The following is a 15,044-nucleotide window of genomic DNA, read 5'->3' on the forward strand; positions in this document are numbered from 1 at the left end:
TATGAAAAAAGTATATGTAGCTATGAGTGCAGATATAATTCATCAAGGGCATTTAAATGTTCTTAATGAAGCAAGGAAGCTTGGCGATGTTATTGTAGGATTGCATACAGATAAGGTTATTAGAGGATATTGGAGAAATCCAATAATGAAATATGAAGAAAGAAAAAAAGTGGTTGAAAATATTAAAGGTGTTATAGAAGTAATACCTCAAGATATATTAAATCAAGTGCCTAATCTTAGAAAAATTAAGCCAGATTATGTTTTGCATGGTGACGATTGGATGGAAGGAGATCAAAGGGAAATAAGAGATAAAGTTATAGAAGTTTTAAAAGAATGGGATGGTAAGCTTGTTGAAGTCCCATATACTAAAGGAGTATCTATAAGTAAATTAGAAGAACAACTTTATAATATTGGTATAACCCCAGAGCAAAGAATGAAATCATTAAAAGAATTGATATATTCAAAGAAACATATAAGAATACTTGAAGCTCATAATGGACTGACAGGTCTAATAGTTGAAAAGACTAAAGTAGAGAAAGATGGAAAAGTTAAAGAATTTGATGGGATGTGGATTAGTTCTTTATGTGATTCTACAGCTAAGGGGAAACCTGATATTGAGCTTGTAGATCTAACATCTAGACTAAATACAATAAATGAAATTTTAGAGGTTACAACAAAGCCGATAATAGTAGATGGAGATACAGGTGGACAAATAGAACATTTTGTATATACAGTAAAAACTTTAGAGAGATTAGGCGTGTCAGCTATTATAATTGAAGATAAAACTGGACTTAAAAAAAATTCTTTATTTGGAACAGAAGTTACTCAAACACAAGATACTATTGAACATTTTTGTGAAAAAATAAGAGCGGGAAGAGAAGCTAGAGTTACTAGTGATTTCATGATAATTTCACGAATTGAGAGTTTGATTGCTAAAAATGGAATGGATGATGCTATAAAAAGAGCAAAAGCATACATAGAAGCAGGCAGTGATGGAATTATGATTCATAGTAAAGAAAGTGATGGAAGAGAAATAATTGAATTCTGCAGATTATATAATAAATTAGAAAATAGAGTTCCACTTGTTGTTGTACCTACCTCGTATAATTTTATGACTGAAAATGAACTATCAGAACTCGGAATCAATGTGATAATTTATGCAAATCATTTAATAAGAAGCGCATATCCAGCAATGGTAGATACAGCGAAAACCATATTACTAAATGAAAGGTCTAAGGAAGCATCAATAAATTGTATGCCAATAAAAGAAATTTTAAATCTAATTCCTAGTAGTATTTAATTATATATTTTAGTAAGTCTTATATTGTATCAAATCTAGTTATTAATAATAGGTGAAAGCTAATTTAAAAAATATTATGCGGAGAGAAAAGATATGATAAATGTTGAAAGTTTTTATAATACACTAAAAAGCTATGAAATAGATTTTTTTACAGGAGTGCCAGACTCACTATTAAAATCATTTTGTGCATATATTTCTGACCAAGAAGAAAAAAGCAATATAATTGCAGCAAATGAAGGTAATGCAATCGGACTTGCTGCAGGATATTATTTATCATCAGGAAAAATTCCTTTAGTATATATGCAGAATTCAGGAATTGGAAATGCAGTGAATCCACTAGTTTCATTAGCTGATAAATTAGTTTATAAAATTCCTATGTTGCTATTAATAGGGTGGAGGGGTGAACCAGGGAAAAAAGATGAACCTCAGCACAAAAAGCAAGGGATAATAACAGTTGAGCTTATGGAGAGTATAGGAATATCATATGAAGTAATAAGCAAAGATACTACAAATGATGATATAAAGAATGTATTAAAAAGAGCATATAACTATATGATAGAAACAAAAGAGCCATATGCAATTATTGTAAGGAAGGAAACTTTTGAAGAATATGCTTCAACATGTTTAGGTGACAGTAAAAATAAATTTGAATTATCACGAGAGCAAGCTATAGAAATAATATTATCAGAGATAAATAAGGAATCTGTCATTGTTTCAACTACTGGTATGGCATCAAGGGAATTATTTGAGATAAGAGAAAAGAGAAATGAAGGTCATAATAAAGATTTTTTGACAGTGGGATCTATGGGACATGCTTCACAAATAGCTTTGGGAATTGCAATTAACAAAAGAAATACTAAAGTTTACTGCTTAGATGGGGATGGCGCTTTAATTATGCATATGGGCGGAATGGCTATTATAGGAAATCAAAATGTAAATAATTATGTTCATATAGTTATTAATAATGGAGCACATGATTCAGTAGGGGGACAAAAAACTGTTGGATTAGATATAGATTTATTGAAAATAGCAAAGGCTTGTGGATATAAAAAATTTTATTCATGTGTAAATACAAGTGAGATTAGAAGATGCTTAAAAGAAATTAATGAAACAAATGAATTGGCATTCCTAGAGATTAAGGTAAATAAGGGGGCGAGAAAAGATTTAGGCAGACCTACTACAACTCCAATTGAAAATAAAAATATGCTTATGGAATATTTGGATGAAATATAGAAAGGAAAAAATTATGATATGTAAAGATATAAAAAGAAATATTTTATTAAATCCAGGTCCAGCAACAACATCAGACAGTGTAAAATCTGCACAGATAGTTTCAGATATTTGCCCAAGGGAAAAAGAATTTGGAGATGTTATGGGATACATATCAAAAGAATTAACAAATCTTGTAGCAGATAATTCTAAATATACTACAATATTATTTGGAGGTTCTGGCACAGCAGCAGTTGAATCAGTAATAAGCTCAGTAATCAATAATGAAGAGAAGATTCTTGTAATTAATAATGGCGCGTATGGTAAAAGAATATGTGAAATGTGTGAAATATATAATTTAAATTATATAGAATTTAAATGTTCATCAATAAAAAAAATAAATTTTAATGAATTAGATAAGAAGATGAATGAAATTGAAGATATAACACATTTAGCAGTAGTCCACCATGAAACTACAACAGGTCTTTTAAATGATATAAAAACTATTGGAGAACTGTGCGAAAAATATAAAGTAAACTTAATTGTAGATGCTATGAGTTCTTTTGCTGGAATTGAAATAGATATGGAAAAAATGAATATAGAATATTTGATTTCCAGTTCAAACAAATGCATACAAGGTATGGCTGGAGTTAGTTTTGTTATATGTAATAAAGATACTTTAAATAAAATTAAGTATATTAAGCCGAGAAATATGTATTTAAATTTATATAAACAGTATGAGTATTTCAAAGAAAATAATCAAATGAGATTTACACCTCCAGTACAAGTTGTGTATGCACTAAAGCAAGCAATAAAAGAGACAAAAAAGGAAACAGTAGAAAAAAGAGAAGCAAGATATAAGGAATGTTGCAAGATTTTATGGAGTGGATTAGATAAATTAAAGCTAAAAAGATTAGTCGGTGATGAAAATGCTTCAATGTTATTAACAACAGTAATAGAGCCGGATAATGAAAATTATGATTTTGAAGAGTTTCATGACTATTTATATGAAAAAGGATTTACAATATATCCAGGAAAATTAGCAGAAAAAAATACTTTTAGAGTTGCTAATATGGGAGATATTAAAACTGATGATATTGAAAGATTCATTGAAGCAATGAGTGAATATTTTATGAAAATAAAATTGCAAGATTATGTGAAATTTAAAAATAGGATGTAGAATCAGAGTTTAGAGTTAAATAACCGAAATAAAGCTCTTATGTGTGGCTCGCTTGCCACAAAAATGAAGCTGTGAATTTAAACATCAATGATTGTGCTCAAAATCGTTTGCTCCAATAACAAGTATTGGACAAACAATTTTGGAACAATCATTAATGTAAAAATTCTACACCTTCATTTTCGAATGCAAGACACCGCCAACATAAGAACTTTATTTCTTTGTTTCATCTAAACTCATACTATTAACATCATTGATTTAAATAAATACATTTTTAAATTAAATAATATTTATTTATATATGTTAAAGATTTAAAAAGTTAATATTTTATTATTTTTTAAAAGGTATAATTTTATGAATTTATAAATATCAGAATGTAAATTCTTAAGAATTTGCTTATTTCTTGGGCATTACAGAGATTTTATAAGTAGTTTCATAGATTACTACAATTGCTTGAAAAGTATATTTTTAGTCATGAAATATTCTTGAAAACATAAATCATAATTAACAAGAGTTCGATTTCTATGATCATAGAGAAAACAAAGAAATTCAATATATGAATAGGCGTAGTATTGTATTAAAAATTTTATGCATTAAACCTGCTAATAAAAATCAAGTCTTTTCTAATGGTTTTTTTCATATATTTTTTTGCATGACAAATAAACCCAAAAAAATTCTGTTTAATTTAAATAGAAATATTATTTAAACTTGAGTATTATAAACTTCTTTTACCCTAGCGTAGTATATTCTTAAAAATTTATTTAATGCAGCAATTTTAGCAACTTTTTTAGATTTGCCTTCTGCTTCTTTTTTTAACATATATAAAAATATAGGATCATCCTTTGGTTTAGTACTTTTGATACATTTCATAATTTCATATCCAGTTTTTCGTAATAATGCAGAACCTCTTTTAGAAATATGACGTTTGTTTGCAACAAACTGTCCCGACTCAAAAGGAGGTGAATCAATACCCGTATAAGCTATCAAAGCCTTTTTATTATAAAAGCGTCTTAAATCACCGATTTCAGCAATTAAGCGTGGAGCCAATGTATCTCCAACTCCAGGCATATTTCTAACAACATTGTATTCCTTTAAACTACTTGCTAATTCTTGCATTTGTGATAATATCATAGATAGAGTTCTATCTATTTCGCTAAGAACTCGAACAGCTTCTAATACTAACATTTTGGTTGATGGGGTACTAGAAGATAGTGTAGGGATGCCTTCTTGTGCTAAAGCATATATCTGTTTTGCTTTTGTTTCACTTTGATGGTATCCTTTATTTTTTGCCCATTTAAAATAACTATTTATAAATTGCTTTTCATTTTTCTTGGTAATATTATCGTAATGCCAGTATTCTTTAACAAAATCATTTAATTTATCTTTCTCTGGCTTATCGGATCTATTTTTTAATAGATTTTTAATTCCTGGCATTGTTCTATCTAATAGATTACTTAGTACAAGTTTGCTCTCTATTCTCATAGCTATATAATGAGAATATTGCCTACCTAATAATTTTAATTCAGAATACACCTCATCTGTTGCTTCATAGTCAGTTAATTTAAACCAATTATCAATTCCATAATTAGCTATTTTGATAGAATCTAATTTATCAGTTTTACCTTTCCTTAATCCTATAGCAGAATATTTTTTCATAATTAATGGATTTATTACGGCTACAAATATACCATGATTTTTAAGATAAGTAAGTAGTGGCAAATGGTATGCACCGGTCGCTTCCATAACAACTCTAGTTTCTTCATTTAATTCAGAAATAGATTCAACTAATGCTTTTAAATCAGTTTCAGTATGATTTATTTCATGTGGTTCACTAATAACTTCACCATATTCTTTTAATATACATACTGTACTTTTTTCTTTTGAAACATCAATTCCAACACTAATCATGTAAATCCTCCTAAGAAATTATTGTAATTTTAATCCACCTACACTTATTACAATTCATTTTGGTTAGTTACACGAAAGCCATACGGTTTCAACCTGCTTAATCGAATCTTTATAATAAGGGGTGGCTAACAGTTTAAACCACGGATGTTAAAATCCAATTCTTAGCTCGTTATACCAAATTACTCCCTTTATTATAAATTAAAATAAGTGCAGATGTTAAATCATATATTTATGATCTATATCTACACTTATAGAGTACCAAATTCTTAGCCAGAGGATGTTCCAAAATTGTTTGTCCAAAACTTGCTTTTTGGAGCAAACATTTTTGGGGGCATCCTCTGGCTTTAGAATTTTTGCTTCAAATTTTCTTACAATCGAGCCTATCATATATTGAATTTCGGTTGTTATCCACTAAACTTTGATTCTACACAATTTATTTATATGTTTTAGATTATAATTTTAAGCTTATATTAAATCTACAAGGATTATAGCAACCGTCAGTTATTTTCCAGTCAGAGAAATCTTCCTTTTTGTATAATAGATGTGTATCTCTGTGTGATGTTAGTGGCAGATCACCAATGAATATTCCTTTTTTGGCAATTCTTTTGAATTCTGAAATTGTCTGATTAGAATATTCATGACTTGGAAAGTAATGAAATGCACCAAAGCATATTATATAATCAAAGCTTTTATCTTTAAATATCAAATCATTAGCTTCACCACATAAAACAGAATTTTTTAGGATTTCAATATGTTTTTTTACAAGAGAATTAGAATAGTCTACTCCTACGTATTTTTTATATTTTAAATATTGAGCTAGTCCACCTGCACCACATGCAACCTCTAGTATTGTATCATTTTCTGTTATACATAATTCCTTTGTAATATAGTCTGAGATTTCTTTTACATTTGCACAAGTGTCTTCATAACCATCAAATTCTTCTAAGCTTATAGCATCTGAATTTCCTTTTCTTTCCCAAACTTCTTTCCAATAAGACATATTATCATTCATATTAATTTACCTCCAAAATGAAAATGTATAGTTCAATTTATGAACAATATAATGTTAACAGTGTTCAAAGTTCATAACAATATGTTCAATAAAATACATATATTTCTATGCTGTCTATATATAAAAGTTAGTAAAAAGTAAATAGAATAAGAAAAAATTAGAATCATATGTAAAAATATATTGAGTAGATAGATTAAATGTTATATAATGTTAATATAAAATTAAAAAGGAAACAGAGATAAATTATGGTGAGAAAGATATCGAAAAAAGTTGTTGAGTTTGTAGCACAGGATAATTATACAAAAGAAGAAAAAGAAGAAATGGATTATGTTTTAAGAACTATACTATTTGAAAGTATAAAACTTATTTCGACACTAGTGATATTTTCTATATTGGGATATTTTATCGAATCAGTAATTATTATTTCTGTAATGTCTTTGAGTAAACCTTTTATAGGTGGATATCATGAAGATACACAATTAAAGTGTTTTATAGCAACTATGCTATTAACAGCTGGAATTTTGATTTTAAGTCTAAATACATCTTTTACATTTTGGGGAAATTGTATTGTACTTATTATATGTATTTTTTGCATATATAATCAGGCTCCAGTAATAAATCCCAAAATGCCAATTACACATCCCCATTTAATACAAAAGAATAGACGAAAGGGATTATGTAACATAATTCTATTCATACTTGCTTCGATTATAATGTACAAGTATAGTAATTATTACCTATTAATTACCTGGACAGTAATATTCCAAACACTTTTAATGTTCAATAGATTAGAAAAAAATAAAAATTAACTTTTGAGGAGATGGAAATTATGATGATAAAAAAATTAACAGCAGAGATTTTAAAGAAAGCTTCTGAGAAGATGGTAACTTCAGCTACAGCATCAGCATTATCTGCAGGAGTAGAAGACATGCCAGAATCAATGAAAAAAATGAGATAATTTAGAAAAAAAGTTAATATATTGGGGGTGTGGTTGGTGATTTTAATTGCAGATATTATAACTTCTGTATTGCAAGCTTGTTTTTTTTCAGTACCAATATATTGGTTTACTGAAAGAAAAAGTATAAATAAAGTGTTGATAACAATTTTAATGATATTTATGACATGTGCATATTTTACAAGCAAGTTTGGAAATTTATCATTATGTGTTGTATTAATTCATTTATTAATTTTACTAATAGTATCAGTTATATATAAAACTGAGAGAAAGGAAGCAATAATAGCATTTTCTATAGCATATTGTTTTTTATCACTAATTATTATTTTTTTTTCGAATGTGTATTTTGGTTTTTTATATGATAGGATTGCAGAAAATCGGAAAGTTATAGTGCAAATTATAACTATATATTCGACACAAATAATTTTTATAGCTGGATTTTTTAAATATATTGATAAAGTTAAAGAATTTTATAACCAGATGATATGTGAAACAAAGAATATCATAATTTTAATAACTACAAGCTTTATAGTTGACATTGTTATAGCATTAAAAGTAGTAATTTATAATGATGAAAGTAAATTATTGAAAAATGTTGTTATATTAATACTTTGCATGTATTTAGTAACGATGATAGTATATTTTGCAAGGATAAAACAAAGAGCTGATGAGATTTTTGAACTGAATACAGTATTGGATGAAAAAAATAAAGAACTTAGAAAGATAAAACATGATTATGGAGCACAAATTTCATATTTATATGGTCTACATCTGATGAAGAGATTTGATGATTTAGGAGATGCATTAAAGAATATAATCAATAATAATGATTCAATAACTAGTGCAGTCGAAATAAATAAAAATAATAATGTTTTATTATCTCTAGCAATGCAACCAGCTATTGATCAAGGAATACATGTAATAATCAAAGATAAATGTAGTTTAAAGAAAATAGATATTACTGAAATGGAATTGTATAGAATAATATGCAATATAGTAAATAATGCAGTAAAAGCAATGAATGGAAAAGGGATAATTACTACTGAAGTATATGAACACTTAAAAAATGTTGTAATAAAAATTGAAAATGATGGACCGAAAATACCAGAAGAAGATTTAGAAAATATTTTTAATGCGGGATTTACAAGTAAAGATAATAAGAACGGCAATCATGGATTTGGGTTAAGCATAGTTAAGGAATTAGTCGAAAGCTATAGAGGTAATATATCAGTTAGAAGCAGTGATAAATCGACTGAATTTAAAATAGTGTTGCCATCAAAGGAAATGGAATAAAAGTACATATATATTTAAATTTACATACATATAAAAAGACATCCAGTTAAATTTGGATGTCTTTTTAATTTCAAAATTATTCTATAAATACTATAATATAAATTGCTAATAAGCATATTATTGTTGATATTATTCAATTAAATATATACACATTAATTATTAGGATATGCTTTATAAAACAAACAAGTCTAGGAAGCTAAAGAAAAGATGAGAGTGTGTCACATTAAATTTTTATTGAGTAAATTAAAGACATATATAATAAAAATTAATTCTAAGTAGGTTTTAACATAGATAAGATTCATGTATGAAGAAAAATTTAAAATCATAGAAAACTTTCATGAAAAAGTATTTCAAAAATATACTGATATGGTGTAAACTATATAATGAGTAATAATATTAACATATTTTAAAAGGGGTGCTATGAATGTATAAGATAGTTAGCAAAAGAGAGCTTACAAATAATATATTCTTAATGGATATAGAAGCTCCAAGAGTATCGAAATCTGCTAAGCCAGGACAATTCATCATTATAAAAAATGATGAAAAGGGTGAAAGAGTTCCGTTAACAATAGCAGACTATGATAAAGAAAAAGGTACAGTTGCAATTGTTTTTCAAGCAGTAGGTAACAGTACAAAAGAATTAGCTACATATGAAGAAGGACAATATGTGAGTGACTTTGTGGGGCCACTTGGACAACCTAGTGAATTTGTTCATGAGGATCTGGAAGAATTAAAAAAGAAAAAATTAATTTTTATAGCAGGTGGAGTTGGTGCAGCGCCAGTATATCCACAAGTTAAATGGATGCATGAAAATGGTGTAGCAGTTGATGTGATTTTAGGAAGCAGAAATAAAGATTTATTGATATATGAAGAAGAATTAAAGAAAGTAGCAGAAAACCTTTATGTAACAACTGATGATGGATCATATGGATTTAAAGGAACAGGATCAGATATGCTTAAAGAATTAGTTAATAATCAAGGTAAAAAGTATGATCATGCTGTTATAATTGGACCCATGATAATGATGAAATTTACATCTATGTTGACTAAGGAATTAAATATTCCAACAACAGTAAGCTTAAATCCAATAATGGTTGACGGTACAGGCATGTGTGGAGCTTGTAGGGTGACTGTTGGTGGTAAAGTTAAGTTTGCTTGCGTTGATGGACCAGAATTTGATGGGCATTTAGTAGACTATGATGAATCAATGAGAAGACAAGCAATGTATAAGACAGAAGAAGGTAAGGCTCAATTGAAGGTAGAAGAAGGAAATACTCATAGCCATGGTGGCTGCGGATGCGGAGGTGATAAGTAATGGATATGAATGAAAGAATGGTTAGAGTACCAGTAAGAGAACAAGATCCAAGAGTTAGAGCTACTAATTTTGAAGAAGTTTGTCTTGGATATAATGAAGAGGAAGCAGTAAAAGAAGCAGCAAGATGTTTAAATTGTAAGAATCCTCAATGTAGAAATGGATGTCCAGTATCAATAGATATTCCAGCCTTTATATCAAAGGTTAAAGAGGAAGACTTCGAAGGTGCAGCAAAAGAAATTGCAAAATATAGCTCACTTCCAGCGGTTTGTGGTAGGGTATGTCCACAAGAAAAACAATGCGAAGGAAAATGTGTTTTAGGAATTAAAGGAGATCCAGTATCTATTGGTAAGCTTGAAAGATTTACAGCTGACTGGGCTACAGAAAATAATATTGATTTAAGTAAAACAGCACCTAAAAATGGAATAAAGGTTGCAGTAATAGGATCAGGGCCATCAGGATTAACTTGTGCTGGTGACTTAGCTAAAATGGGATATGATGTTACTATATTTGAAGCACTTCATAAAGCAGGTGGAGTTTTAGAATATGGTATTCCAGAATTCAGACTTCCAAAAGAAAAGGTTGTTGCAAAGCAAGTTGAAAACATTAAAAAAATGGGTGTTAAGATAGAAACTAATGTAATAGTAGGTAGAACTATTACTATAGATGAGTTGTTTGATGAAGAGGAATTCAAAGCGGTATTTATAGGCTCTGGTGCAGGTCTTCCAAGATTCATGGGAATTCCAGGAGAAAATGCAAATGGTGTATTCTCAGCAAATGAATTCCTAACAAGAGTTAATTTAATGAAAGCAGCAGAAGAAGGATATCCAACTCCAGTAAGAGCTGGAAAGAAGGTCGCAGTAGTTGGTGGTGGAAATGTTGCTATGGATGCAGTAAGAACTGCAGTAAGACTTGGATCAGAAGGGCATATTGTATATAGAAGAGGTGAAACTGAGCTTCCAGCTAGAGCAGAAGAAGTGCATCATGCCAAAGAAGAAGGCGTTATTTTTGATACATTAACTAATCCAACAGAGATATTGGTAGATGAAAAGGGATGGGTTAAAGGTATGAAATGCATAAGAATGGAACTTGGTGAGCCAGACGCTTCAGGAAGAAGAAGCCCAGTTGAAATTCCAGGATCAGAATTTATTATGGATGTAGACACTGTAATAATGTCACTTGGTACATCACCAAATCCATTAATATCTTCTACAACAGAAGGCCTTGAAATAAATAAGAGAAGATGTATAGTAGCTGAAGAAGAAACTGGCCTTACAAGTAAAGAAGGTGTATATGCTGGAGGAGACGCAGTTACAGGTGCTGCAACTGTTATTCTAGCTATGGGCGCTGGTAAAAAGGCTGCAGCTGCAATTGATAAATTTTTAAGTAAATAATGCAGAAATATATAAAGCAGAGGAATTTTTTCTTCTGCTTTTTATTATGTATAATTTTATTATTTTGATATTAAAAAGAATTATTAAGTATATGAATTTGATAATGTGATATAAGATTAACTTATAAATTTTGATATTAATAATAATATATATTTTATAAGAAATGTATTTACAAAACTATAAATTTGGAATATTATATATAAAGATTAAAAATATTATATGAAATCAAAACATGGTAGGTGAGGTTACCATAGGGATACGGGTTGATACCGCGGAGTAGTGGAGACACTATGAGAAGGTTAGCAGTTTATGTCGTAGTTAAGGCATAAACTAATTCAATTACAAGCCCTATGATGCTAAAGCTTGAACATGAAAAGTAATTACTTTTACGTTACTTATATTTGTGTTTGAATTATCCTCATCATGTTTATGATTGAGGATATTTTTAATGCAATCATTTATAATTTTTAAAATGTATTTTGGAAAGGAGTGAATAAGAATGGACGAACAGAGTAGAAACAGTATGGAACCAGAACTGCCGAGTATTAAATTTAATAATTGTAATATAGCAGATAACTGTCTATTCTTATTTATTCTGAATAGAAAATATAAGCTATATGCAATATGATTCACTAAATAATATTTAATGGATTTAATATATTACGCTTAATTAAGCATTTCTAGGTTCTATCCTTTTGTATCTCTAAATTATCAACTGTTATTAGAATGGAGGAAAGAACTATGAAAAATAATAATTTGAATTATATTGATGAAAATTTACTTAAAGTTAGCAGATTAACAAATGAAGTTGTTTTAGAAAATATGGGGACATCTATGAATGGATTTCAAGATGAACGTGTAGAAGAACTTAGAGAAATTTATGGAGAAAACAAAATTTCTCATGAAAAGCCTGATTCAGCATTAAAAAGAATATTTGATGCATTTGTAAATCCATTTACAATAGTACTTTTTTTATTAGCTATTATTTCATTATTTACAGATGTAATATTAGTAAGTAAGAAAGATCATGATTTTACATCTATAATAATAATGACTATGATGGTTACAATAAGCGGAGTATTATGTCTTGTACAAGAAACACGCTCAAATAACTCTGCCAAAAAGCTTAAAGAAATGGTAAAAACAACTGTAGCGGCTGAACGAAATGGTAAAAAAGAGATTTCTCTTGAAGAAGTAGTACCAGGTGATATTATTTATTTAGCTGCAGGAGACATGATTCCAGCTGATTTGAGAATATTGGTTGCAAAAGATTTGTTTGTTGCTCAGTCAGCATTAACAGGTGAAAGTGAACCAGTTGAAAAATGTTTTGAACCAATGATAAATGAGGCTCAGACACCATTAGAATGTACTAATATTGGTTTTATGGGTACCAATGTGATAAGTGGAACTGCAATTGGTGTGGTTATTGCAACAGGAGACAACACTTATTTTTCAACTATGGCTAAGGGGATTACAGAAAAAAAAGTTTTAACAAGTTTTGACAAGGGAGTGAATTCAGTATCATGGCTTTTAATAAAGTTTATGATGGTTATGGTTCCAATAGTATTTTTTGTTAATGGATTTACTAAAGGAGACTGGCTTCAAGCATTTTTATTTGCATTATCTGTAGCAGTAGGATTAACTCCAGAAATGTTACCTATGATAGTTACTACAAATTTAGCTAAAGGTGCAGTACAAATGGCTAAGAAAAAGACTGTTGTAAAAAGCCTTAATTCAATACAAAATTTTGGAGCTATGGATGTACTTTGCACAGATAAGACAGGAACTTTAACTCAAGATAAGGTGGTTTTGGAATATCATTTAGATATTCATGGAAATGAAGATATGCGTGTATTAAGGCATGCATTTTTAAATAGCTACTATCAAACAGGTCTTAAAAACTTAATGGATATTGCAATACTTGAATATGCTGATAATGCTTCATTTAAAGTTTTAATAGATCAATATGTTAAGGTAGATGAAATTCCATTTGATTTCAATAGAAGAAGAATGAGTGTAGTTATTAAAGACACATCAGGAAAAACACAGCTTATAACAAAAGGTGCAGTAGAAGAAATGCTTCAAATATCAAAGTATGCAGAATATAAAGGCAATGTTGAAGTGTTAACTGATGAAATAAAAGAAGAAATATTAGAAACTGTAGAGAAATTAAATAAAGAAGGTATGAGAGTAATAGGAATTGCTCAAAAAAACAATCCTTCAGTTCAAGGCGTATTTTCTGTAAATGATGAATGTGAAATGGTATTGATGGGTTACCTTGCATTTTTAGATCCACCAAAGGAGAGCACAAAAGCTGCTGTAGAGGCATTAAAGAATTATGGAGTTGCAGTAAAGATATTAACAGGAGATAATGATGAAGTAACAAGATGTATATGTAGGCAGGTTGGAATTAAAGCAGATAAGATTTTGCTAGGTTCTGATATTGATGAAATGGATGATGAATTATTAGCAGCAGAAGTTGAAGAGGTAAGTATATTTGCAAAATTAAGTCCAAATCAAAAAGGAAGAATAGTAAGTGTTCTTAGAGAGAATGGACATATTGTTGGTTTTATGGGAGATGGTATTAATGATGCCTTGGCTATGAAGAAGGCAGATGTAGGAATATCAGTTGATACTGCTGTTGATATTGCAAAGGAAAGTGCAGATATTATTTTACTTGAAAAAGATTTAATGGTACTTGAAGATGGAGTTATTGAAGGAAGAAGAACTTTTGGAAATATAATTAAATATATTAAAATGACTGCAAGTTCTAATTTTGGTAACATGTTTTCAGTATTAGTTGCAAGTATTGCATTACCATTTTTACCAATGTTGCCAATACAAATATTAATATTAAATTTAATTTATGATATTTCATGTATTTCTATTCCATGGGACAATGTAGATAAAGATTATTTGCAGGTACCAAGAAAATGGGATGCTTCTTCAATAGGTAAATTCATGTTATGGATAGGCCCAACAAGCTCTCTTTTTGATATTGTAACTTATGCAGTTATGTTCTTTATAATCTGTCCTATGGTCTGCCATGGTGGTTATAATGACTACGGAGTAAATAAGACTCTATTTATAGCAGTTTTTAATGCTGGATGGTTTGTTGAAAGTCTATGTTCACAAACAATGGTCATTCATATAATTAGAACAGCAAAAATACCATTTATTAACAGTAGGGCGTCAGGTGCTGTAATATTAAGTACTATAATTGCAATTACTGTAGGAATAGCAATTCAGTATACTTCTATTGGTAGAGCATTACAAATGGTGTCAATGCCAATAATGTATTTTGGCTGGCTAATAGTAATATTATTATGTTATATAATTGTAGCAAGTGCAATAAAAGAAGTTTATAAGAAATATTATGGTGAATTTCTTTAAAAAATAAATGTTAAAATGCTAGGGAATATTAATCTCCTAGCATTTTTATAAAAAATATTATTAAAAATGGTTTTGACATTTTAGTTACATA

General features: G+C 29.0%; 12 protein-coding genes and 1 riboswitch. Of the genes, 10 read left to right on the forward strand and 2 right to left on the reverse strand.

Going from position 1 to position 15,044, the window contains the following annotated elements:
• Position 1: 1 nt before the first annotated feature.
• The 3 genes from aepX (at position 2) to CNEONATNEC86_RS04740 (ending at position 3,689) form a co-directional block, all read left to right on the forward strand.
• On the forward strand, positions 2–1,300 hold the full coding sequence (gene aepX, locus CNEONATNEC86_RS04730) for a phosphoenolpyruvate mutase (protein ID WP_159135604.1): 1,299 nt from the start codon (positions 2–4) through the stop codon (positions 1,298–1,300).
• 93 nt (positions 1,301–1,393) lie between these two features.
• Complete coding sequence (gene aepY, locus CNEONATNEC86_RS04735) at positions 1,394–2,533, forward strand: phosphonopyruvate decarboxylase (protein ID WP_159115728.1); 1,140 nt, start codon at positions 1,394–1,396, stop codon at positions 2,531–2,533.
• Positions 2,523–3,689 (forward strand): 2-aminoethylphosphonate aminotransferase, encoded by a 1,167-nt coding sequence (locus tag CNEONATNEC86_RS04740; RefSeq protein WP_243145344.1) that lies wholly within the window; start codon positions 2,523–2,525, stop codon positions 3,687–3,689. Before aepY ends, CNEONATNEC86_RS04740 begins: the two co-directional genes overlap by 11 nt.
• Positions 3,690–4,388: 699 nt before the next feature.
• Here the strand turns inward: CNEONATNEC86_RS04740 and CNEONATNEC86_RS04745 are convergent.
• Together CNEONATNEC86_RS04745 and CNEONATNEC86_RS04750 are read right to left on the reverse strand one after the other, a co-directional pair.
• A complete protein-coding gene (locus CNEONATNEC86_RS04745) occupies positions 4,389–5,594 on the reverse strand; it encodes an IS110 family RNA-guided transposase (protein ID WP_159115729.1) in 1,206 nt (401 codons plus the stop codon).
• A 451-nt stretch (positions 5,595–6,045) separates the two neighbouring features.
• Positions 6,046–6,606: a class I SAM-dependent methyltransferase gene (locus CNEONATNEC86_RS04750; RefSeq protein WP_159135605.1), complete on the reverse strand. Its 561-nt coding sequence runs from the start codon at positions 6,604–6,606 to the stop codon at positions 6,046–6,048.
• A gap of 245 nt (positions 6,607–6,851) precedes the next feature.
• Between CNEONATNEC86_RS04750 and CNEONATNEC86_RS04755 the strand changes: the two genes are divergently transcribed.
• The 7 genes from CNEONATNEC86_RS04755 (at position 6,852) to mgtA (ending at position 14,953) form a co-directional block, all read left to right on the forward strand.
• Positions 6,852–7,415 (forward strand): accessory gene regulator ArgB-like protein, encoded by a 564-nt coding sequence (locus CNEONATNEC86_RS04755; protein WP_159135606.1) that lies wholly within the window; start codon positions 6,852–6,854, stop codon positions 7,413–7,415.
• Positions 7,416–7,435: 20 nt separating this feature from the next.
• Positions 7,436–7,564 (forward strand): hypothetical protein, encoded by a 129-nt coding sequence (locus CNEONATNEC86_RS21745; protein ID WP_276508204.1) that lies wholly within the window; start codon positions 7,436–7,438, stop codon positions 7,562–7,564.
• Between the two features lie 36 nt (positions 7,565–7,600).
• The gene (locus CNEONATNEC86_RS04760) at positions 7,601–8,854 is read left to right on the forward strand and encodes a sensor histidine kinase (RefSeq protein ID WP_159135607.1); all 1,254 of its coding nucleotides are present in this window, start codon (positions 7,601–7,603) and stop codon (positions 8,852–8,854) included.
• A gap of 424 nt (positions 8,855–9,278) precedes the next feature.
• Positions 9,279–10,169 (forward strand): sulfide/dihydroorotate dehydrogenase-like FAD/NAD-binding protein, encoded by an 891-nt coding sequence (locus tag CNEONATNEC86_RS04765; protein WP_159135608.1) that lies wholly within the window; start codon positions 9,279–9,281, stop codon positions 10,167–10,169.
• The gene (gltA, locus tag CNEONATNEC86_RS04770; protein WP_159135609.1) at positions 10,169–11,560 is read left to right on the forward strand and encodes an NADPH-dependent glutamate synthase; all 1,392 of its coding nucleotides are present in this window, start codon (positions 10,169–10,171) and stop codon (positions 11,558–11,560) included. Before CNEONATNEC86_RS04765 ends, gltA begins: the two co-directional genes overlap by 1 nt.
• A 224-nt stretch (positions 11,561–11,784) precedes the next feature.
• Positions 11,785–11,939, forward strand: a riboswitch (M-box (ykoK) riboswitch).
• Between the two features lie 120 nt (positions 11,940–12,059).
• Entirely contained in the window at positions 12,060–12,188 is a 129-nt protein-coding gene (locus tag CNEONATNEC86_RS21750) for a hypothetical protein (RefSeq protein WP_268259064.1), read from the forward strand.
• 98 nt (positions 12,189–12,286) lie between these two features.
• Positions 12,287–14,953: a magnesium-translocating P-type ATPase gene (gene mgtA / locus CNEONATNEC86_RS04775; RefSeq protein WP_159135610.1), complete on the forward strand. Its 2,667-nt coding sequence runs from the start codon at positions 12,287–12,289 to the stop codon at positions 14,951–14,953.
• Positions 14,954–15,044 lie beyond the last annotated feature (91 nt).

It is taken from the genome of Clostridium neonatale (assembly GCF_900465025.1).
Lineage (GTDB): Bacteria > Bacillota > Clostridia > Clostridiales > Clostridiaceae > Clostridium > Clostridium neonatale.

Coding starts and splice junctions, on each gene's coding strand:
- aepX (WP_159135604.1), top strand. CDS start 2: ATGAAAAAAGTATATGTAGCTATGAGTGCAGATATAATTCATCAAGGG.
- aepY (WP_159115728.1), top strand. CDS start 1,394: ATGATAAATGTTGAAAGTTTTTATAATACACTAAAAAGCTATGAAATA.
- CNEONATNEC86_RS04740 (WP_243145344.1), top strand. CDS start 2,523: ATGAAATATAGAAAGGAAAAAATTATGATATGTAAAGATATAAAAAGA.
- CNEONATNEC86_RS04745 (WP_159115729.1), bottom strand. CDS start 5,594: ATGATTAGTGTTGGAATTGATGTTTCAAAAGAAAAAAGTACAGTATGT.
- CNEONATNEC86_RS04750 (WP_159135605.1), bottom strand. CDS start 6,606: ATGAATGATAATATGTCTTATTGGAAAGAAGTTTGGGAAAGAAAAGGA.
- CNEONATNEC86_RS04755 (WP_159135606.1), top strand. CDS start 6,852: ATGGTGAGAAAGATATCGAAAAAAGTTGTTGAGTTTGTAGCACAGGAT.
- CNEONATNEC86_RS21745 (WP_276508204.1), top strand. CDS start 7,436: ATGATGATAAAAAAATTAACAGCAGAGATTTTAAAGAAAGCTTCTGAG.
- CNEONATNEC86_RS04765 (WP_159135608.1), top strand. CDS start 9,279: ATGTATAAGATAGTTAGCAAAAGAGAGCTTACAAATAATATATTCTTA.
- gltA (WP_159135609.1), top strand. CDS start 10,169: ATGGATATGAATGAAAGAATGGTTAGAGTACCAGTAAGAGAACAAGAT.
- CNEONATNEC86_RS21750 (WP_268259064.1), top strand. CDS start 12,060: ATGGACGAACAGAGTAGAAACAGTATGGAACCAGAACTGCCGAGTATT.
- mgtA (WP_159135610.1), top strand. CDS start 12,287: ATGGAGGAAAGAACTATGAAAAATAATAATTTGAATTATATTGATGAA.